The sequence below is a fragment of the Limnohabitans sp. JirII-31 genome (genome assembly GCF_002778315.1).
GTDB lineage: Bacteria > Pseudomonadota > Gammaproteobacteria > Burkholderiales > Burkholderiaceae_C > Limnohabitans.
Genome location: NZ_NESA01000009.1, coordinates 1 through 19,535, shown reverse-complemented (window position 1 = coordinate 19,535; position 19,535 = coordinate 1). Strand labels below are relative to the sequence as shown.

Below are 19,535 nucleotides of genomic sequence, written 5' to 3'. Positions count from 1 at the left end.
CCGCGGGGTACTTATGTGAGGGGTGGACTCTGACAAATTGGACAACTGTTTCATGGTGAAAGCGACGTGACCGGAATTATCCCCCCCTCGATGAACGACCTGAGCGCTTACTCCCGCTTTGTTCAACGTATTCGCCGCCGCTACCAGGCCGACATGGGATGGTTGCCCCCAGGTGAGCCGGTGATGGCCAGCATGCAAACGTGCCTGGCTGCCTTGCGCCAACAGCACGGTTGCGGTGAGGCGCTACGCATCTTGCGTCAACTGGTGATGGAGCGCCTGGTGGTGCTTGACTGCGCCCAACATGCCGAGTTGTCGGTGGTCACGCGCGCCATGACCGAGCTGGCCGAGCTGGCCCTGGACGTGGCCTACCAAGAAGCCTGCACGCAACTGGATGCGCAATACGGCGCCCCTATGACACCCAACAGCCAACGTGCCGTGCTGTGGGTGATCGGCATGGGCAAGCTGGGGGCGCGCGAGCTCAATGTGTCCAGCGACATTGACTTGATTTATGTGTACGACGAGGACGGCGACACCACGGGCTTGCCCGACGGACGCGGGCGCATCAGCAACCACGACTACTTTGCCAAAGCGGTGAAGGTGATTTACAGCCTGATTGGCGACACCACCGAGCATGGCTTTGTGTTCCGGATGGATTTGGCCTTGCGCCCCAACGGCAATTCGGGCCCGAGTGTGGTCTCACGCAGTGCGTTGGAGGAATATTTTTTGGTGCAGGGCCGCGAGTGGGAACGCTTTGCCTGGCTCAAAAGCCGCGTGGTGGCACCGGCCAATGCGCAAGCTTCGGCACAAGATTTGCGCGACACCGTGTTGCCCTTTGTTTTTCGCCGTTACCTGGACTACAGCGTGTTCGAAGCCTTGCGCGGGCTGCATCAACAAATTCGCAACCACTCCGCCAAACGCAGCGCAGGACGTCCCGAGCGCGCCAACGACGTCAAGCTGTCGCGTGGTGGCATTCGCGAAATTGAATTCACCGTGCAACTGCTGCAAGTGGTGCGTGGTGGCCAATTCCCCGAACTGCGCACACGCCCCACCCTGCAAGCCTTGCAACGCTTGGTACAAGCCAAGCTCATGCCGACCCAGACCGCCGAAGCACTGGCCAAGGCTTATGTGTTTTTACGCCAAGTCGAGCACCGCATTCAGTACTTAGACGACCAGCAAACCCACCTGCTGCCGACCCAAGATGCCGACCTGAACTGGATTTCGCTGACCTTGGGCTTTGGCGATGTGTGTGACTTTTTGATCCAGCTCGACGGCCACCGCGAATTGGTTGCGCAAGAGTTTGACCGTTTGCTGGGTCAAGACAGCGCCCCGAAAAACAAGCACGGCAAAGACTGCAAAGGATGCAACCAGAGCAACGGGCTCGACTGCCCTGACCTGGAGAGTCTGCTGCCGCACCTCAGCGAACGTTTGCGCGCACGCGTGGCTGACTGGCCCGACCACCCACGCATACGCGCTTTGCGCGAAGACGGTCGCCAGCGCTTGCTCAAGTTGCTGCAACGCACCCAGAAATGGGTGCTGGAAGGACACGCCAGCGAAGATGCCGCCGTGCGCTGGTGCGACTGGATGGAGCCGTTGCTGCGCCGCGAAAGTTACCTGGCCTTGCTGATGGAGCGGCCACGTGTGCACGAACAATTGCTGCGCTTGTTGGGCGCCGCACGTTGGCCTGCGCGCTATTTGCTGCAACACCCCGGTGTGATCGATGAGCTGGCCAGCGAGGCTTTGTTGCACGAGCGCTTTGACCCCGTGGGCTTTGAAGACGAGCTCGAACAACGCCGCGCCGCCTTGCACAACGTGGAGCAAGACGACGACGAATCGTTGTTGAACCTGCTTCGTCGCGCACACCATGGCGAGATTTTTCGCACCTTGGCACGTGACGTGGAAGGCAGCCTGACGGTCGAGCAAGTGGCCGATGACCTGAGCGCGTTGGCCGACACCATGCTCAAAGTCACCAGCCGCTGGGTTTGGCAACGCTTGAAGCAGCGCCACCGCGACGAACCCTTGTTTGCCATCGTCGGTTACGGCAAATTGGGCGGCAAAGAACTGGGCTATGGCAGCGACCTTGACATCGTGTTTGTCTACGAAGACCCGCACGAACAAGCGGGCGAAATTTATGCCGCCTTTGTGCGCAAACTGATCAACTGGTTGACGGTGAAAACAGGCGAAGGCGACTTGTACGAGATTGACACCGCCTTGCGTCCCAACGGCAATTCCGGTTTGCTGGTCACCACCTTTGAGGCCTATGCCAGCTACCAAGCTCAGCGTGGCAGCAACACGGCCTGGACTTGGGAGCACCAAGCCATGACACGGGCACGCTGCTGCTTGGGGTCGCCTGAGTTGCGCACGCGCTTTGAAGCCGTGCGCTGTAGCGTCATCCATGCGCCGCGTGATCACGCGGCGCTGGCACAAGAGATTCAAGCCATGCGCGACAAGCTGCGTGCGGCGCGGCCTGTCAAGGCAGGGTTGTTTGATGTCAAGCACAGCACCGGGGGCATGGTCGATGTGGAGTTTGCGGTGCAGTACCTGGTGCTGGCTTATTCCCATACCCATCCCAGCTTGAGCGCCAACCTGGGCAATATTGCGCTGCTGCACAACGCCGAAGCAGCCGGTTTGCTGCCGCCCGGTGTGGGTGTGGCAGCCGCCGATGCCTACCGTGAGTTGCGCAAAGTGCAGCACACCGCACGGCTGGATGAGCAACCCACACAAGTGGACGCGCACACCCTAGAAAACGAACGCTCGGCTATTGTTCGCTTGTGGGCAACGGTGTTTGGCACTTAGACAAACGGGCCATTTGTCGGTCGTGCAGCCCCGAGAACACCAGCAGTGACGTACTGGCCCCGATCAGGGCAAACAGCATGTCGGACTGTGTGTCCCACGGGTCGCCTTGGGTGGCCAAGAATTCATCCGCGCCTTGCCCCAGTGCCATGGCGGCGGCCCACTCCAGTAGCTCATAACTGGCACTGACCGCCAACACCACGCAGACCACCAAGAAAGCCAGCATCTTGCGCCCCTGCACGTAGGCGCCACGCTGCAAGATTTCGCGCGCCACCAGCGCGGGCACACACCCCTGGAAAAAGTGGCCCACCTTGTCGTAGGGGTTGCGGTGCAAGCCCAGCCATTCGGCCATCTCAAAACCCAATGGCACGCGGGCATAGGTGTACATGCCACCCACCATCAACACCCAGGCGTGCACAAAGATGCCGACGTACACCAGCGTGGTGAGAGGAAGATTTTTGTAGGTGGCGCACAGCAATGGCAGCGCCATGAAAACCGGCAACACTTCCAGCCACCATGTGGGCACGTCATACGCGTTGACGCCTGACCAGAGCAGGCCGCAAGACAACACTGCCACAGCAACAAGCAACGATGGGGTGCGGGAGGTGGGCATGGTGGGAGCAGCCTCGGGGGTCACTGCGCACGTATTTTGTTGACCAACGCCGTGGTGGAGTAGCCATCGACAAAAGGAATCGCCAGTGCACGCCCGCCATAGGCTTGCACCACGCGGGTCTCGGCCAGCTTGGCCATGTCGTAGTCGCCACCTTTGACCAAGATGTCGGGGCGCAACTCGGTGATGAGTTCCAGCGGCGTGTCTTCGTCAAACCACGTCACCAGGCTCACCGATTCGAGCGCCGCCATCAACACCGCACGATCGGCCTCGGCATTGAGCGGCCGATCCGGGCCTTTGCCCAAGCGTCGTGCAGACGCATCGCTGTTGAGCGCCACCACCAAGCTCGTGCCCAAAGAGCGGGCTTGCGCCAAGTAGGTGGCATGCCCTCGGTGCAGCACGTCAAACACGCCGTTGGTGAAGACCACCGGACCCACGGCTTTCAAAGCGGCCACCCGCTGCACGGCCTCGGCACGTGAGGTGAGTTTGGATAAAAAAGCGGGGGGGGGAAGAGGGGTGGCGGTCATGGCCGCAATTTTAGGCGGCGTGCTCAGCACGCCAGCGCTGCACCTCAGCGGCAATGTGGGCCAAGCCTTGCAAACACACCACCCCCGTGTGCTGACGCCGTTGCAACACCGGGTTTTGCCCGCCCGCCCAGACTTCAGTGGTGGGGGGCAAGAGCAGGCAGAGTTCTTTCAAACCATCCACCACATGCTTGGGGTTCATGCTGGCGCTAAAGCTCAAGGCCACCACATGCACCGCATGGGCTTGTGCGGCTTTGGCAATGTCGTGCAGCGGCGTTTGCGTGCCCAACGAGACGCAGCTCGCCCCTTGCAAAGCCAGCATGCTCTGCGCCATCAACAACCCCAAGCCATGTGGCTCTTGCGGAAAAGTGGTCAACAAGACACGTGGGATAGCCTCGGTTTTGCTGTCCACCAAGGTATCCATGGCCTGACGCAGCAAGGCCGACACGCACTCGGTGTAGACATGCTCTTCAAACACCTCGATCTCGCCGCGCATCCACGCGTCGCCCACAGCGGTGGTGACGGGTGCCACCACATCGATGACAAATTGCTTGAGCCCCAGGTGCGCCAAGGCTTGTTTGAGGTGGGTACGCAAGCTCTCGGCGTCGTGGCTGCGAATCAACCCCATGTAATGCGACGCATCGAGATGGCTATCCACCGGTATGACAACCCATGACTGCGGCGCGGCATAAAGGCTCTGACTCAAACGCTGCAAGTCTTCGGTGGGCAAGGGCACAATGCGGCCTGGACGCTGACCTTGGTCCATCAAGCGCTTGATGAGGCGCAGCCTTTCGACCTGCTCCAGCGGGTAAGTGCGTTCGCCATAGGCATCGCGACCGGGGGTCGGGAAGCCATAGCGACGCTCCCAGACACGCAAGGTGTCTTTGCCAAGGCCCGTGTCACGCTCGACCGCAGCGATCGACAGCAGCACAGGCGCAGAGTCAGCACGAAAGTTCATGAGGGGGTCGCGTAAAAATTGCCGAGGGGAAGGTGAGGGCTCTGGCTTTGTCATGGACAAAACCACCTATTTACGCCATCATCATTCAATAGCCATCACAAATCAAGCGGGTCTCATGTCATTTTTCTCAGGTTTCATTCGTTGTTTAGGCCTTGCGCTCTGGGTTGGGTGGGTGTCACTGTCGCCCATCACGGCCCACGCGGCTGAGAACACACCCAGCGCTTCGGGCACCGCCTGCCCACGCGTGCTGCAACACACCGTGCTGCGCTTGCAAGACGAAAAGCCCCAAGCCTTGTGCCAATACGCGGGGCAAGTGGTGGTGGTGGTCAACACCGCCAGCTACTGCGGGTTCACCTCGCAGTACAAAGGCCTGGAGGCGCTGTATGCCAAGTACAAAGACCGTGGCTTGGTGTTGTTGGGTTTTCCCTCCAACGACTTTTCCCAAGAGCCAGACAGCAACGCCAAGATTGCCGACTTCTGCGAGAACACCTACGGCGTGAAATTCCCGATGTTTGCCAAGTCGTCGGTGCGTGGGCCTGAGGCCCTGCCCTTGTTCAAACAACTGGCGGAACAGACGGGCACCGCGCCGCGCTGGAACTTTTACAAGTACATCATCAGCCGTGACGGCCAACACATCAAAAGCTTCAACGCCATGACCGGACCACAGGACAAAAGCTTTGTGGCCGAAGTAGAAAAGCAATTGGCCGCGAAAGCCAACGGGTCATGAGCCGACGCGTCGCCATCATCGGCTCGGGCATTTCGGGCCTGTCTGCCGCGCACCACCTGTCGGGTCGTGCAGACATCACGCTGTTTGAAGCAGCCGATTATTTTGGCGGTCACACCCACACCGTGGACGTGACCTTGCCCACACCCCAAGGTGTGCAAACGCATGGCGTGGACACCGGCTTTTTGGTGTTCAACGAACGCACCTACCCAGGTTTGATTGCGTTGTTCGACGAATTACAAGTCGAGACGGCGAAGTCCGACATGTCGTTCTCGGTGCAAGCACCGCAGGCCCCCGGCCAACGACCACTCGAGTGGAACGGCGCCTCGCTGAACACCGTGTTTGCGCAACGGCGCAATGTATTCAACCCGCGCTTCATTGGCATGCTGCGCGAGGTGCTGCGTTTCAACACGCTGGTCACCGAATTGGCCGAGCGCAACCACGACGAAGAGTTGGCACAACCGTTGTGTGAATTTTTGCTGGCCAACCGTTTTGGGGAGGCGTTTTGCGATGACTATTTGCTGCCCATGTTGGGCTGCATCTGGAGTTGCCCCACCGATCAAATGCTGATGTTTCCTGTGGCCACCATGGTGCGGTTTTGCCACAACCATGGGCTGGTGCAGGTCAACAACCGCCCGCAATGGCACACCGTGCGTGGAGGGGCGCGCCACTACGTCGAAAAAATCATCGCGCGCATTCAGGACAAACGCCTCAACACCCCGGTACGACGGATTGAACGCGAGGCACAGGGTGTCAGCGTCCACACCGCATCAGGCAGTGAACGCTTTGACGCCGTGGTGCTGGCCACACACGCAGACCAATCGTTGGCCATGCTGGCCGCGCCCAGTGTGGATGAAGAACGTATTTTGGGTGCCGTGCGCTACCACCCCAACTTGGCGGTGTTGCACACCGACGCCTCGGTGATGCCGAAAAAGAAACTGGCCTGGGCGGCGTGGAACTACCAACGCGCGGCGCAAGCCAACACGGAACGCGCCCAAGTCTGTCTGCACTACTGGCTCAACCAGTTGCAGCCCTTGCCATTCACACACAACGTGTTTGTGTCACTCAATCCGATCGAAGAGATTGACCCCACCCAAGTGATGGGCCGCTTCGAGTACGCCCACCCTGTGTTTGACTTGGCCGCCATCCGGGCACAAGCCCAAGTGAGCGCACTGCAAGGCCAACAACACACCTGGTACGCCGGTGCTTGGATGGGCTATGGGTTTCACGAAGACGGCTTCAAGGCCGGCCGCGATGCCGCTTTGGGTGTGCTGGCCCAATGAACACAAACGCACGCGCGCACACCGCCGGGCCCTTGTTGGGCTTGGGACGCGTACGCCACACGCGCCTGCGCCCCAGCCACCATGCGTTTGACTACGCCACGTATTTTTTGCTGCTGCCCATGCGCAGCCTGGCAGCAGGTGCGCCCACTGAACTGGCCATCAACCGGGCCGGGCTGATGAGTTTTCACGACGTGGACCACGGCGACGGACGCAGCGCCGCACAAGGCGGTGCACTGGCATGGCTGGATGAGCTGCTGCTGCAAGAGGGCATCACCGACGCCACAGGTGAGGTGTGGCTGCATTGCTACCCACGGGTGCTGGGCTATACCTTCAAACCCGTGAGTTTTTGGTATTGCCACACCGCAGATGGCGGCTTGCGCGCCATCGTGGTTGAAGTCAACAACACCTTTGGCGAGCGGCATTGCTACCTTCTGGATCAACCACGCTGGGGCCAAGAACTGGTGGCCAGCAAGGTGTTTCATGTGTCGCCGTTTTGCGCCATCGAAGGCATTTACCGTTTTCGCTTCATGCGCACCACTGACCGCACCGTGGCACGTGTCGACCACGACGACGCGCTGGGCCCGTTGATTCAAACCAGCGTCAGCGGCACACTCATGCCCGCCACGCGCACAGCGCAACAGCGTGCTTTATGGCGCTTTCCCTTGATGACGCTGATGGTGATGGCACGCATCCACTGGCAAGCGCTGCAACTGTGGCGCAAGCGTGTGCGTTTTTTCACCAAGCCCACCCCCCCTCAAGATTTTGTGACCCGTTGACGTTGAACCTGACTCGCCATGAACACCACCACCTCTTCCACCACATCTGCCTCCGTCTTGCCCCTGTCGAGCGACATGCCCGCCAGCGCACGCCGCGTGGTGGCCTTGTTGCACAAATTGCGCCACGGCAGCTTGAGCGTGATGTGGCCTGACGGCAGCACCACGCAGTTTGGCCAACACGACAACGCGCATCCCGGCTTGCATGCGCACTTGCATTTGCACAACTGGAAGCCTTTGCGTGAGGCCACCAAATCCGGCGACATCGGCTTTGCCGAGGGCTACATCGCGGGCGACTGGAGCACACCGCATTTGCCGGAGTTGCTGCAACTGCTGGTGGCCAACCGCCGCGAGATGGACGACCTGATCTACGGCCACTGGCTGGGCCGCTTGGTGTACCGCGTGCGGCATTTGCTCCACCGCAACACACGGCGCAACAGCGCCAAAAACATCCACGCCCATTACGATTTGGGCAACGCGTTCTACCAGCTGTGGCTAGACCCCACCATGAACTACTCGTCGGCTTGGTTTGGCGATGACCGCAGCCAAGACTTGTCACTCGCGCAAAACGCCAAAGTGCACCGCGCCTTGTGCATGGCGGGTGTCAAGCCTGGCGACCGGGTGATGGAGATTGGTTGCGGCTGGGGCGCACTGGCCGAGATGGGTGGCTTGGAGTTTGGTGCCCGCATGCACGGCGTGACCCTGAGCCATGAGCAATTGGCCTACGCCCAAGAGCGCATGCAGCGCGTGGGGTTGGCAGCCAGCAGCGACTTGCGCTTGCAAGACTACCGCGACATCAACGACGGGCCCTACGACGCGATTTGCTCGATCGAAATGCTCGAAGCCGTGGGCCAGGAATATTGGCCGACCTACTTTGAGACGGTGCAGCGCTTGCTAAAAGCCGGCGGCAAAGCGTGCATTCAAACCATCGTGATCGACGACGCGTTGTTTGAACGCTATGTCAAAAGCACCGACTTCATTCAGCAATACATCTTCCCGGGTGGCTGCTTGCCGTGTCCGCGCGAGTTTCGTGCGCAGGCGGCCACAGCGGGCTTGCGCATCGTGGACGAGATGGCCTTTGGCCTGGATTACGCCGAGACCCTGCGTCGCTGGCGTCACGACTTTTTGGCCGACAAGCCGCGCGTGCTGGCCTTGGGTTTTGACGAGCGCTTTGTACGCATTTGGGATTTCTACCTGGCCTATTGCGAAGCGGCGTTTGAACAAGCCAACATCGACGTGGTGCAGTACACGCTGGAGAAGGTGTGATGCAGCGCAGGTCTTGGCTCCTCGGCGCGCTGCCCTTGGTGTGCGCCTGGCCTGCGCTTGCGCAAGACAACACCGCCAGCAAAGAACTGGCCGCACAGGCCTTTCAACGCCTGCGCCCCCTGCTGGGCAACCCACGGCTGGTGGGTGAGCATCGCTTCACCTACTGGGGCTTTGACGTGTACCACGCCAGCCTGTGGGCCAGCAACGCCACATTTGCCCCCAACGACTGGGCCTCGCAGCGCTTGGTGTTGGAGCTGCGCTATTTGCGCGACTTTCAGGGCCGCGACATTGCGCAGCGCTCCATCGCCGAGATGCAAGGCCAGCGCGCCCTGAGTGCCGAACAGTCCGCCACTTGGCTGCAAAGCTTGCAATCTCTGCTGCCCAATGTGCGCAGCGGCGAGGTGATCACCGGGGTGTACTTGCCCGAGTCGGGCGCGCAGTTTTTGCACCAAGGCAAAGCCGTGGGCGAGATACGCGAGCTGGAGTTTGCACGCCGCTTCTTTGGCATTTGGCTCTCGCCGCAAACCTCGCAACCGCTGTTGCGCCAACAGTTGCTGGCAGGCGCTTCGCCGTGACGAACACCCACCACGCACCGTGGCCCATCACGCAGTGGCTGCGCTTGAGTGGAATGGCTTTGCCGCTGGCCTTTGTGAGCTTGCCTTTGTATGTGCTGCTGCCACACCGTTACGCCACCGAGTGGGGCGTGTCACTGGCCAGCCTAGGCGCCTTGCTGTTGGCCGTGCGCGCCCTGGATGCCTTGCTCGACCCCTGGCTGGGCGCGCGCTGTGACAGCTGGTTTGCCCAGGGCATGGCACGCGTGCGCCAACGCACCGGCGCGTTGAGCGTTCTGTTGGCCTTGGGCTTTGCTGGCTTGTGGCTGCCCGATGTGTGGTTGCGCCTGCTGGGTGTGCAGGTCACGCCCGACAACGTTCTGCCCTTCGCCGCCGTGTGCTTGGTGCTGGCCTATGTGGGGGCCACCTGCTTGAACCTGAGCTTGCAGTCTTGGGGCACCCGCTTGGGTGGCCAAGCCACACAGCAAAGCCGCATCGTGGCGTGGCGCGAAGGCTTAGGGCTGGTGGGGGTGGTGCTGGCCTCGGTCTTGCCCACCTTGCTGCATGCCCACCTGCTGGTGAGTGGATTTGCGTTGGCACTGGGCCTGTGCTGGTGGCTGTGGCGCAGCGCACCGTTTCCGTCGCAGCCAAGACACGACACACACAGTGTCCCGGTCAGCGATGCATCGCCGCTGCAACGCCCAGCGTTTCGCGCCCTGCTGCAAGTGTTTGTGCTCAACGGCATTGCCAGCGCCGTGCCGGCCACCTTGGTGATGTTTTTCATCCAAGACCAACTGCAAGCGCCCAGCGGCTTTGAGGCGCGCTACCTAGGCCTCTACTTTGTGGCCGCCGCGGCGTCGCTGCCGCTGTGGCTGCGTGTGGTGCGCCGCGTGGGACTGTTGCAGGCCTGGGGCCTCGGGATGGCGCTGGCCATGGGCGTGTTCATGTGGACGGTCAGCTTGGCTGCCGGCGACTTGATCGGCTTTGGCGTGATCTGCGCCTTGTCGGGTTTGGCGCTGGGTGCCGACCTGGTGGTGCCTGGTGCCTTGCTGACAGGCGTGATTCAACGGGCGGGTGACGACGGCGCGCATGAGGGCCGCTACCTGGGGTGGTGGCAAGTGGCGACCAAACTCAACCTCGCCTTGGCTGCGGGCGTGAGCTTGCCGGCCTTGCAAGCCCTGGGCTACACACCAGGAGCGCACAATGCCTCAGGACTGTGGGCGCTGACCTTGGCCTATGGTGTGCTGCCTTGCGGTCTGAAATTTTTAGCCGCGTGGCGTTTGTGGACGCTGCGCCATGTGTTGCAGGAGAACTGACATGATGAACCGACGAAAACTGTTGCTGGGTAGCGTGGGCACGGTGGTGGGCGCCGCAGCCCTGAGTGGCTGCGCCAGCCCCAGCGTGGACGACTATGCCAACGAGCGCCCGCTGCTGGACCTGCGCCAGTACTTCAACGGCACCGTGGATGCATGGGGCGTGTTCACCGACCGCAACGGCAAGGTGGTCAAACGCTTCACCGTGGTGATGAACTGCCAATGGCAAGGCGACAGCGGCGTGCTGGACGAAGACTTTGTGTATGCCGACGGCACCCGCGACAAACGCATTTGGCGTTTGCAGCACTTGGGCAACGGGGCCTACAGCGGCACGGCGGGCGACGTGGTGGGCACGGCCCAAGGCCAAACCCGTGGCAACAGCTTTCGGTGGGGCTACACCCTGGCGCTGCCGGTCGATGGCCAAGTCTGGAACGTGCAGATGGACGACTGGATGTACCTGATGACGCCACAGGTCATGCTCAACAAAGCACGCATGACCAAGTGGGGCATCCACCTGGGCGATGTGACCCTGTCGTTCCAACGGCGAGCCTGACATGCGGCCCATGAACCCACCCATCACCCAATGGGCAGGCCGCAGTGTGTGGCTGATTGGCGCGTCCAGCGGCATTGGCCTGGCCACTGCACACGCGCTGCATGCCGCTGGGGCGCGCGTGGTGGTGTCGGCACGCCAAGGCGAGTTGTTGGCAGCGTTTGTTCAAGCGCACGCGGGCGCCCATGCCTTTGCCTTAGATGTGACAGATGCCCACGCCATGCGACACGTGGCCGAGCAAGTGCAAGCACTGCAAGGGCTGGATGTGGTGGTGTACTGCGCGGGCTATTACAAGTCGGTGCGGGCCACAGCGTATTCGCTGCCCGAGATGCTGCAACACCAGGCGGTCAACTACACCGGTGCCTTGCACATGCTGGACGCCGTGTTGCCAAGCCTGCTGCAACAAGGCCAGGGTCACCTGAGTTTGATATCCAGCGTGGCAGGCTACAGGGGCTTGCCGCAAAGCCTGGCCTATGGCCCCACCAAAGCGGCGTTGATTCACTTGGCCGAAGCCTTGTACATGGACCTCGCATCGCAAGGCATCGGCGTGAGCGTGGTCAACCCGGGCTTTGTCGCCACGCCTCTGACTGCACAAAACAGCTTCGAGATGCCGGCCTTGATCAGCCCGGCGCAAGCCGCCGACGCCATGTTGCAGGGCTGGGCCCGTGGGCTGTTTGAAATTCATTTCCCCAAGCGCTTCACGCGCTGGCTCAAGCTGTTGCGCGTGTTGCCCTACCGGTGGTACTTTGCCATCGTGCACCGCGCCACCGGCCTGTGAGGCCCTCATGCACACCCGCGAACACACCCCTCTTGGCACCGACACCCCGCAAGCCGCAGTGGCACGCTTGGTGGCTTTTTTTGAACACCTGCAACCCAGCGACTTGGCGCAACTGGGCGACATTTACAGCCACGATGCACAGTTCAAAGACCCGTTCAACGAGGTGACAGGCTTGGCCGCCATCCGCGCGATTTTTGAGCACATGTTTTGCGAATTAGAGGCCCCTCGCTTTGTCATCACCCAATGCGTGCAACAAGGCGCACAGTGTTGTGTGACCTGGGATTTTTTGTTTGCGTTTCGCAACTTCAAGCGCGGCACGACGCAGACCGTCCGAGGGGCCAGCCACTTGGTGCTGCGCCAAGACCAAGGCGTTTGGCGCGTGGCCGTACACCGCGACTACTGGGATGCCGCCGAAGAGCTGTACGAAAAGTTACCGCTGGTGGGCGCTTTGATGCGCTGGCTCAAACGCCGCGCCAACCGCTGAAAGAAAAGGCCCGCTGCAGCGGGCGTTGGCCGTTCACGCTGGCTGGGTGTCTTGAAAACTAGGGCGTTGCGCCAAGCGCTCGTACAAAGCGCCGAGGTTGGGGTGCTCGCTGCGCCAATCGATGTAGGCAAAGCGGAAATCCAAATAGCCCAGGGCACAGCCCACGGCAATGTCGGCCAGGCTCAAGTGAATGCCCATGCAGTAGTTGCGTTCGGCCAAAGCGCGGTCCATGGCAGCCAGGCTGTCGTCGATTTTTTTCATCTGACGCTCAATCCAGGCTTGGCTGCGTTCGGCATCGGCGCGACCCGGCCAGTGCGCTTCCAAGCGGGCCAAGATCGCAGCGTCTAACAGCCCATCGGCCAAGGCCTCCCAGGTTTTGACTTCGGCGCGGTCACGTCCGCCTACAGGAATGAGCTTGCCCACCGGCGACAAGGTGTCGACGTATTCCACGATGACGCGCGAATCAAACAGCGCCTCGCCACCTTCCATGATGAGGCACGGCACCTTGCCCAAGGGGTTGGATTGGGCGATGTGGGTGTCGGCAGACCAAACGTCTTCAAGCAAGAACTGGTAGTCCAGTTTTTTCTCAGCCATGACGATGCGTACTTTGCGCACGTAGGGACTGCTGATGGCACCAATGAGTTTCATAAATCGTGTGTGGTTTGAATTGGCGTGCATTTTATCGGGCTCCATGCAGCGTCAGGTGTGCGCGGCACCACCTAAAATCTGAGGATGAGCATTACCCAAGTCACGGCCTTATCGCCGCTGGACGGCCGATACGCCGCCAAACTCTCCGCCCTTCGTCCTTTGATGAGCGAGCAAGGCTATATGCACCGCCGTGTGCAAGTCGAAATCGCCTGGTTCATCGCCTTGAGTGACGCGGGCTTTGACGAGTTCAAGCCTTTGAGCGCCGCAGCCCGCAGCCACTTGCTGGGCTTGGTGAGCCAGTTTTCCACCGAGGACGCGCTCGCCATCAAAGAGATTGAGAAGACCACCAACCACGATGTGAAGGCGGTGGAGTACTGGATCAAGAACCAATTCAAGGGGCACGCCGAGCTTGAAGCAGCCGCCGAGTTTGTTCACTTTGCCTGCACCAGCGAAGACATCAACAACACCAGCCACGCCTTGCAGCTCAAAGCCGGTCGCGACCACGTGGTGTTGCCCGGGCTCGACGGCTTGATTGCCAAGTTGCGCGAGATGGCGCACACCTACGCCGATGTGCCCATGCTCAGTCGCACCCACGGCCAGACCGCCAGCCCCACCACGGTGGGCAAAGAGGTGGCCAACGTGGTGATGCGTTTGCAAACCGTGCGTGCGCGCATTGCCGCCGTACCGATGATGGCGAAGATGAACGGTGCGGTGGGCAACTACAACGCCCACCTGAGCGCCTGGCCCGACATGGACTGGGAAGCCTTCAGCCGCCGCGTGGTGGAAACACCTGAGCCTGTGGGCCTGGGGCTGACGTTCCAGCCCTACAGCATTCAGATCGAGCCTCACGACTACATGGCCGAGTTGTTCGATGCGGTGGCACGTGCCAACACCATCCTGATCGACTGGTCACGCGATGTGTGGGGCTATGTGTCGTTGGGCTATTTCAAGCAGCGCTTGAAGGCGGGCGAGATTGGCTCGTCCACCATGCCGCACAAAGTCAACCCGATTGATTTTGAAAACGCCGAAGGCAACTTAGGTCTGGCCAATGCCTTGCTCAAACACCTGAGCGAGAAGTTGCCCATCAGCCGCTGGCAGCGCGATTTGACCGACTCGACGGTGTTGCGCAACATGGGCGTGGCGCTGGGCTACGCCGCACTGGCGTACCAGTCGCTGCATGTGGGTTTGAACAAGCTCGAACTCAACCGCGAAGCGCTGGACGCTGACCTGGACGCCGCCTGGGAAGTGCTGGCAGAGCCGATTCAAACCGTGATGCGCCGCTATGGCGTGCAGGGTGCGTATGAAAAACTCAAAGAGGTGACCCGCGGCAAGACGGTGACCCCCGAAGCCTTGCATGGTTTGATTCGTTCGCTGGAGATTCCTCAGCCTGAGATTGACCGCCTGTTGACCATGACCCCCGGCAGCTACGTGGGCAAGGCGGCAGAGCTGGCCCGCCGCGTCTGAGCGACGCACACCCCATGGCCATCAAATCCACCATCTTCAAGGCGAACGTTCAGATCGCCGACATTGACCACGGCTACTACGCCGACCACGCGCTCACCTTGGCGCGCCACCCGAGCGAGACCGACGAACGCATGATGGTTCGTCTGGTGGCCCTGTCGCTGCAAGCGCACCAGTTGCAAGACGTGTGCAACGGTGACGGCGTGCTGGGCTTTGGTGCCGGTTTGTCAGACCCCAACGAACCCGACGTGATGCTGCGCGACTTCACCGGCCGCACGCGGCTGTGGATTGAGGTCGGCCAGCCCGAAGAAAAGCCCCTGCTCAAAGCCTGTAGCAAAGCCGATCAGGTGATGCTGTATGTGTTCTCCAGCTCGGGTGAGGTGTGGTGGCGCACCATGCAAAACAAACTCATCAAACCCAGCACCTTGCAGGTGTGGCGCATTCCCAGCGCGGCCTCGCAAGAGTTGGCCAAGCTGGCCGAGCGCAGCATGCAGTTGCAAGCCACGGTGCAAGAAGGCGTGGTGATGATGAGCAATGGCAAGACCACGGTTGACATCGAGTGCGAGCGCTGGAAGTAGGCCCGAGCGCATCCCATTTTTAAGAGGCTGCGCTTTCTCTCAAACTTTAGGCGGCGCGCTCAGCGTATTTGTTGAAGCGCCACGAAGTCCCGATGATGCTGATGCGCCGCCAGGTGCTGCGCTTGTCTGCGGGTGACATTTCGGTCCAGTACTGCACCTCGTCAAACGTGCGGCCACAGCCTTTGCATTCGGGGTCACCCTGGCTGGTGGAGCAGATGGCGATGCAGGGCGTGTCTGGCGTGCTCTGGTACCAAGTGAGCCACGCGTCATAGGCTTTGGGTGGGAAACCTTTTTCAGCGGCTTCGTCTTCTCGGTAATAAACCATCAAGGCATAGACCTCTGCCAAGGCACGAATTTCAGGCGCGAGTGTGACGCCATCAGGAGAGGGCTTTTTGTCGCGCCAAAAATTGATGGCGGCTTCGATGTCGGTGATGTGGATACCTGACATGGCGCTAGAGGGGGCTACCTAATAAACCGGGGCGTTGGGGGGTGTGGATGATAGCCGGGATGCTATGCTGGCCTGACATGAAACTTATTTTCTCTTGGTTACTCCATGCCGTGGCCCTCTTGGCCCTGGCACATCTCTACAGCGGCGTTGAAGTCACGGGCTTTGGCGCGGCCATGGTGGCCGCCTTTGTGATCGGTTTGTTCAACTTGGTGGTGCGCCCTGCGCTGGTGGTGCTGACGCTGCCTGTGACCGTGGTCACGCTGGGGTTGTTTTTGTTTGTCATCAATGCCTTGATGTTTTGGGCCGTGGCCGGCATCTTGGACGGCTTCCAGGTGCAAGGCTTTGGCGCGGCCTTGCTGGGCTCGCTGGTCTACTCAGCGTTTGGCGTGGTGATTGACTCAGCGCTCCAGCGCTTGTTCCCGCCGCAAATTCTCTAACTGGCGCAGGCGGGCATCGATGATGGATGCCTCGATGTGCCCGGCGCGGTCTAAGCGACCTTCACGCGCCAAACCCCTAGACAACTCTTGCGCCGCTTTGAAGCGGTCCACAGCCGCCGGGTAATCCAACTCCATGGCACGTGCCTCGGCCTGTGCGCGGATGGCGCGCAAGCTGTCGCCTTGCAGCTCATAGGCCGACGCGAGCAGTTGCCAGGCCAAGGCATCGCGCGGACGTTGGTTGAGCCACAGCATCAATTCTTGGCTGGCCAGTTTGGCTTGCGCCACTTGCTTGGAAGCCAAACGACTTTGCGCCAACAGCAGGTGGCCGGAACGGTCGTCTGCGGCAAGCACGCGGACTTTGGGTTCGATCACACCAAGGGCTTGCGTGGCGTCGCCCATGGCCAAGGCCAGTTCAGTGCTGAGCAAGCGCACGGCGTATGCGGCGGGGGCATCTGAATTGGGCAAGGCCTGCAAACGTGCCATATGCTGTCGGGCAGAAGCCCATTCACGCAGAGCCATGTCAGCCATGGTGGCGCCATATAACGCCCCAGCCTGCTTGGCCACGGGAGCCGACGCCAAGTTGCTGGCCGAGCCTTGTGCGCTGATGGCACGCAAGGCATCGACACCGGGGCCGGTCAACACTTGGGCGCGTGCGGCCATCATGGCGTGTACCGCACGCAAGGCCAACGCAGGGCGTGGAGGCAGCAACTGCTGACGCACTTGGGCGTCGGCAATGCGCTCGTTGGTCATGGGGTGGCTGCGCAGGTAGGGGAAGGAACCGTTGTCGTTCAAACGCGCCGCTTGTTGCAGCTTTTCAAACATGGTGACAAAGCCTTGCGGCTCGAAGCCAGCGCCGGTCATCACGCCATAGCCAATGCGGTCGGCCTCGCGCTCCATGTCACGCGAAAAATTCAACTGGCTTTGCATGGCGGCGGCTGAACCGCCCACCATGACGGCGTTGGCAGCACTCATGCCACTGGCGCTGGGTGTTCGGCTGGCCGCCAGCATGCCCAAGATCATGGCCGCCACCACCATCGGGCCTTGACGCCCTTGCTGCGCCATCATGCGGGCAATGTGGCGCTGGGTCACGTGGGTGAGTTCGTGCGCGAGCACCGAGGCCAACTCATCGGGGCTGGCCACGGCAGAGATCAGGCCCAAGTGCACGCCCAAATACCCGCCAGGCAGCGCAAAGGCGTTGATGCTGCGGTCGCGAATCAAGGCCACTTGCCAAGCAAACTGTTGCTCCAACTCCGGGGTGAGTTCACCGCGCTGTCTGGCTGAGTCCAACAGCACTTGCCAAATGGATTGCAGGTAGTCGCCCAGCACTGGGTCGTCGATGTAGTCGGGGTCGCGGTAGATTTCGCGTGCAATGCTCTCGCCCAGGCGACGCTCTGCACCCAGGGGCAATTCAGCGCCGTCGCCCAAGTTGGGCAAACGGGTGGTAGCAGGCTGGGCGTGCAGGGGGTTGAGCGGCAACCCCAAGCTCACGCACAGCCCCAGCAAACCCAGACGTTGCCAGCCAGCGCGGTGCACAGAAGCAAAAATTGAAGCGTATGAAAGCATGGTGACAGAGACAGAGGGGCCGGGCCGTATGATGCGCCTGTCATGTTAACCCCCGGTGAATTTGCCCATGTCCACACTCACTCACTTTGATGCCCAAGGCCAAGCCCACATGGTCGATGTGGCCGACAAAGCCCACACGCGTCGGGTTGGTGTCGCCAGTGGCAGCATTCACATGCTGCCTGCCACGTTTGAACTGGTGCAAAGCGGCACCGCGAAAAAAGGCGACGTGCTGGGCATTGCGCGCATCGCAGGGATTCAAGCCGCCAAAAAGACCAGTGACTTGATTCCTCTGTGCCACCCCTTGGCGCTCACACGTGTTGCCGTGGCGTTTGCAATGAACGCCGACAACCACAGCATTGCGTGCACTGCGACGGTAGAAACCGTGGGACAGACTGGCGTTGAGATGGAGGCACTGACCGCCGTGCAAATTGCATTGCTCACGATTTATGACATGTGCAAAGCGGTCGACCGAGGCATGACCATCACCGATGTGCGCTTGCTAGAGAAGCATGGGGGGAAGTCGGGGAGTTATGTGGGTCGGTGAGTCGGTCGTTCACATCACGCGGCTTGCAGCGTTTGGTGCGAAGCTTCAGAGGCGGTTGCCAGTAAGTCTTGCACCGTCACATCCGTCTCAATAGGAACAAACGCCAACGCCGCAGCATCTGAAACCGGGGCTGTGTTGCACATCTGGTTAAACAACAAAGCTTGGCGGACAACTTCTGCCACTTGTGCATCGGCTTCTGCTGCGGCAACACGTCCTGGTTCATAAGCCAACATCGCATCCGCCACCAGGCCTGTGCTGCCGTCTGTGCGCGTGAAGGCTGCATTGCCCATCACCACCGCATCGCTTTCGCCACTGCCACTGCTGGCCAACAACGTCCCTGCATCACGCATTTGGCCATCCGACTTCAGGTTGATGCTGGCAATATTTAGCTCGCTCAGTGTTTTGAATTCGTTCGCATCCGTCTTGCCATTGCCATTGGCGTCTTGCCAAACAGCAAACTCCGCAAACTTGTCATCACCCGCATCAAGTAGGCCATTGCCGTTGGTGTCTAGCGCTTGCAAACCTTCCAAGTCCGTTTGGGCATCGACCTTGAGGGTTTGAAAACCGAACTCTGAAGCATCTGTGATTTGATGGTTGTGGTCTTTGTCCCACACCAACACGCCATCGTCGTTGCCTGCCCAGGCCATCTTGTCTTGAATGCCGTCAAAGTTAACATCCATCGTGACGTTGGAGCTTTGGAGTGAGGTGAAATGAACGCCGTCACCGTTGAGGTCTAGGATGACGGGGGGGGAGTAGTAGCCTGTATGTTCATTGTCTACACGTGCATATTTGTCGACGCCGTAAACGTAAGGATTTCTATATGTTGCGAAATTTGAATAATCTTGACTTATTGCAATGTATGAGGCGATGCTCTCGTTATCTGGTATCGGTCCGGTACCATTATCAGAGTTCAATGTATAAGTACAAATATTCTTCAACCCTTGAGAGTCCGTCAACTCCCATTTAATACTCAAGTAACTTAGCGCTCCGTACCATAGCGGAATTGGATCTCCATTCACGGCCCAAGTAATTCCAGAAGCATCCCAACTAAAAACTCCATTCACAGAGTCCCAATCAATTGCTAATCTTGAGGAGTCCGTAGTAGTGTCCAGAATTGGATACGGGTGAGTTAGCCCCCTGAAAAACAGTCCCGTTGGTATTCCTTAAACTAACAACTAGGAATACGACTATGGATATGACTATGTCTTCAGCAAGGCCCAATCGGGTTGAGGTGGTCACAAGCGTTCAACGG

At 60.2% G+C, this 19,535-nt stretch carries 21 protein-coding genes; 14 read left to right on the top strand and 7 right to left on the bottom strand.

The window, feature by feature from the left end:
- Window positions 1–90: 90 nt before the first annotated feature.
- On the top strand, window positions 91–2,793 hold the full coding sequence (glnE, locus tag B9Z41_RS11825) for a bifunctional [glutamate--ammonia ligase]-adenylyl-L-tyrosine phosphorylase/[glutamate--ammonia-ligase] adenylyltransferase (protein WP_100147277.1): 2,703 nt from the start codon (window positions 91–93) through the stop codon (window positions 2,791–2,793).
- Here glnE and B9Z41_RS11820 read toward each other — a convergent pair.
- The 3 genes from B9Z41_RS11820 to B9Z41_RS11810 are packed head-to-tail and all read right to left on the bottom strand — an operon-like array spanning window position 2,756 to window position 4,882.
- The gene (locus tag B9Z41_RS11820) at window positions 2,756–3,403 is read right to left on the bottom strand and encodes a DUF2238 domain-containing protein (RefSeq protein WP_100147389.1); all 648 of its coding nucleotides are present in this window, start codon (window positions 3,401–3,403) and stop codon (window positions 2,756–2,758) included. The genes glnE and B9Z41_RS11820 overlap by 38 nt on opposite strands.
- Before the next feature lie 20 nt (window positions 3,404–3,423).
- A complete protein-coding gene (gene rfaE2 / locus B9Z41_RS11815; RefSeq protein ID WP_100147388.1) occupies window positions 3,424–3,927 on the bottom strand; it encodes a D-glycero-beta-D-manno-heptose 1-phosphate adenylyltransferase in 504 nt (167 codons plus the stop codon).
- Window positions 3,928–3,937: 10 nt separating this feature from the next.
- Window positions 3,938–4,882, bottom strand: a complete 945-nt coding sequence (locus tag B9Z41_RS11810; RefSeq protein ID WP_100147276.1) for a MerR family transcriptional regulator — start codon at window positions 4,880–4,882, stop codon at window positions 3,938–3,940.
- Window positions 4,883–4,997: 115 nt separating this feature from the next.
- Here B9Z41_RS11810 and B9Z41_RS11805 point away from each other — a divergent pair, with 115 nt between their 5' ends.
- The 9 genes from B9Z41_RS11805 to B9Z41_RS11765 are packed head-to-tail and all read left to right on the top strand — an operon-like array spanning window position 4,998 to window position 12,604.
- A complete protein-coding gene (locus tag B9Z41_RS11805; RefSeq protein ID WP_100147387.1) occupies window positions 4,998–5,609 on the top strand; it encodes a glutathione peroxidase in 612 nt (203 codons plus the stop codon).
- Window positions 5,606–6,889 (top strand): NAD(P)/FAD-dependent oxidoreductase, encoded by a 1,284-nt coding sequence (locus B9Z41_RS11800; protein WP_100147275.1) that lies wholly within the window; start codon window positions 5,606–5,608, stop codon window positions 6,887–6,889. The genes B9Z41_RS11805 and B9Z41_RS11800 overlap by 4 nt, the downstream gene beginning before the upstream one ends.
- Window positions 6,886–7,665, top strand: a complete 780-nt coding sequence (locus B9Z41_RS11795) for a DUF1365 domain-containing protein (protein ID WP_100147274.1) — start codon at window positions 6,886–6,888, stop codon at window positions 7,663–7,665. Before B9Z41_RS11800 ends, B9Z41_RS11795 begins: the two co-directional genes overlap by 4 nt.
- 18 nt (window positions 7,666–7,683) lie before the next feature.
- Complete coding sequence (locus B9Z41_RS11790) at window positions 7,684–8,928, top strand: cyclopropane-fatty-acyl-phospholipid synthase family protein (RefSeq protein ID WP_100147273.1); 1,245 nt, start codon at window positions 7,684–7,686, stop codon at window positions 8,926–8,928.
- Entirely contained in the window at window positions 8,928–9,503 is a 576-nt protein-coding gene (locus B9Z41_RS11785; protein ID WP_100147272.1) for a chalcone isomerase family protein, read from the top strand. Before B9Z41_RS11790 ends, B9Z41_RS11785 begins: the two co-directional genes overlap by 1 nt.
- Window positions 9,500–10,795 carry an MFS transporter gene (locus B9Z41_RS11780; RefSeq protein ID WP_233202653.1) on the top strand — a complete coding sequence of 432 codons (1,296 nt, stop codon included), beginning with the start codon at window positions 9,500–9,502 and terminating at the stop codon, window positions 10,793–10,795. The genes B9Z41_RS11785 and B9Z41_RS11780 overlap by 4 nt, the downstream gene beginning before the upstream one ends.
- A 4-nt stretch (window positions 10,796–10,799) precedes the next feature.
- The gene (locus tag B9Z41_RS11775) at window positions 10,800–11,345 is read left to right on the top strand and encodes a DUF3833 domain-containing protein (protein ID WP_100147385.1); all 546 of its coding nucleotides are present in this window, start codon (window positions 10,800–10,802) and stop codon (window positions 11,343–11,345) included.
- A gap of 1 nt (window position 11,346) precedes the next feature.
- A complete protein-coding gene (locus tag B9Z41_RS11770; RefSeq protein WP_100147271.1) occupies window positions 11,347–12,120 on the top strand; it encodes an SDR family NAD(P)-dependent oxidoreductase in 774 nt (257 codons plus the stop codon).
- A gap of 7 nt (window positions 12,121–12,127) precedes the next feature.
- Window positions 12,128–12,604, top strand: a complete 477-nt coding sequence (locus B9Z41_RS11765; RefSeq protein ID WP_100147270.1) for a nuclear transport factor 2 family protein — start codon at window positions 12,128–12,130, stop codon at window positions 12,602–12,604.
- Window positions 12,605–12,637: 33 nt separating this feature from the next.
- Here the strand turns inward: B9Z41_RS11765 and B9Z41_RS11760 are convergent, their stop codons facing one another.
- Window positions 12,638–13,252: a glutathione S-transferase C-terminal domain-containing protein gene (locus B9Z41_RS11760; protein WP_100147269.1), complete on the bottom strand. Its 615-nt coding sequence runs from the start codon at window positions 13,250–13,252 to the stop codon at window positions 12,638–12,640.
- 84 nt (window positions 13,253–13,336) lie between these two features.
- On the opposite strand from B9Z41_RS11760, the gene purB reads away from it, so the two are divergent.
- On the top strand, window positions 13,337–14,716 hold the full coding sequence (purB, locus tag B9Z41_RS11755) for an adenylosuccinate lyase (RefSeq protein ID WP_100147268.1): 1,380 nt from the start codon (window positions 13,337–13,339) through the stop codon (window positions 14,714–14,716).
- Window positions 14,717–14,730: 14 nt separating this feature from the next.
- Window positions 14,731–15,291, top strand: coding sequence for a YaeQ family protein (locus B9Z41_RS11750; RefSeq protein ID WP_100147267.1), 561 nt, complete (start codon window positions 14,731–14,733; stop codon window positions 15,289–15,291).
- Window positions 15,292–15,337: 46 nt separating this feature from the next.
- Here the strand turns inward: B9Z41_RS11750 and B9Z41_RS11745 are convergent, their stop codons facing one another.
- Window positions 15,338–15,739 (bottom strand): DUF3717 domain-containing protein, encoded by a 402-nt coding sequence (locus tag B9Z41_RS11745; protein WP_100147266.1) that lies wholly within the window; start codon window positions 15,737–15,739, stop codon window positions 15,338–15,340.
- A 77-nt stretch (window positions 15,740–15,816) separates the two neighbouring features.
- Here B9Z41_RS11745 and B9Z41_RS11740 point away from each other — a divergent pair, with 77 nt between their 5' ends.
- Window positions 15,817–16,176 carry a phage holin family protein gene (locus tag B9Z41_RS11740; protein ID WP_100147265.1) on the top strand — a complete coding sequence of 120 codons (360 nt, stop codon included), beginning with the start codon at window positions 15,817–15,819 and terminating at the stop codon, window positions 16,174–16,176.
- Here B9Z41_RS11740 and B9Z41_RS11735 read toward each other — a convergent pair.
- Window positions 16,138–17,739, bottom strand: a complete 1,602-nt coding sequence (locus B9Z41_RS11735; protein WP_100147264.1) for a M48 family metalloprotease — start codon at window positions 17,737–17,739, stop codon at window positions 16,138–16,140. The two genes, B9Z41_RS11740 and B9Z41_RS11735, sit on opposite strands and share 39 nt — an antisense overlap.
- A gap of 67 nt (window positions 17,740–17,806) precedes the next feature.
- On the opposite strand from B9Z41_RS11735, the gene moaC reads away from it, so the two are divergent.
- Window positions 17,807–18,283 carry a cyclic pyranopterin monophosphate synthase MoaC gene (gene moaC, locus B9Z41_RS11730; RefSeq protein ID WP_100147263.1) on the top strand — a complete coding sequence of 159 codons (477 nt, stop codon included), beginning with the start codon at window positions 17,807–17,809 and terminating at the stop codon, window positions 18,281–18,283.
- A gap of 14 nt (window positions 18,284–18,297) precedes the next feature.
- Here moaC and B9Z41_RS11725 read toward each other — a convergent pair whose 3' ends face one another.
- Complete coding sequence (locus tag B9Z41_RS11725) at window positions 18,298–18,963, bottom strand: hypothetical protein (protein WP_100147262.1); 666 nt, start codon at window positions 18,961–18,963, stop codon at window positions 18,298–18,300.
- Window positions 18,964–19,535 lie beyond the last annotated feature (572 nt).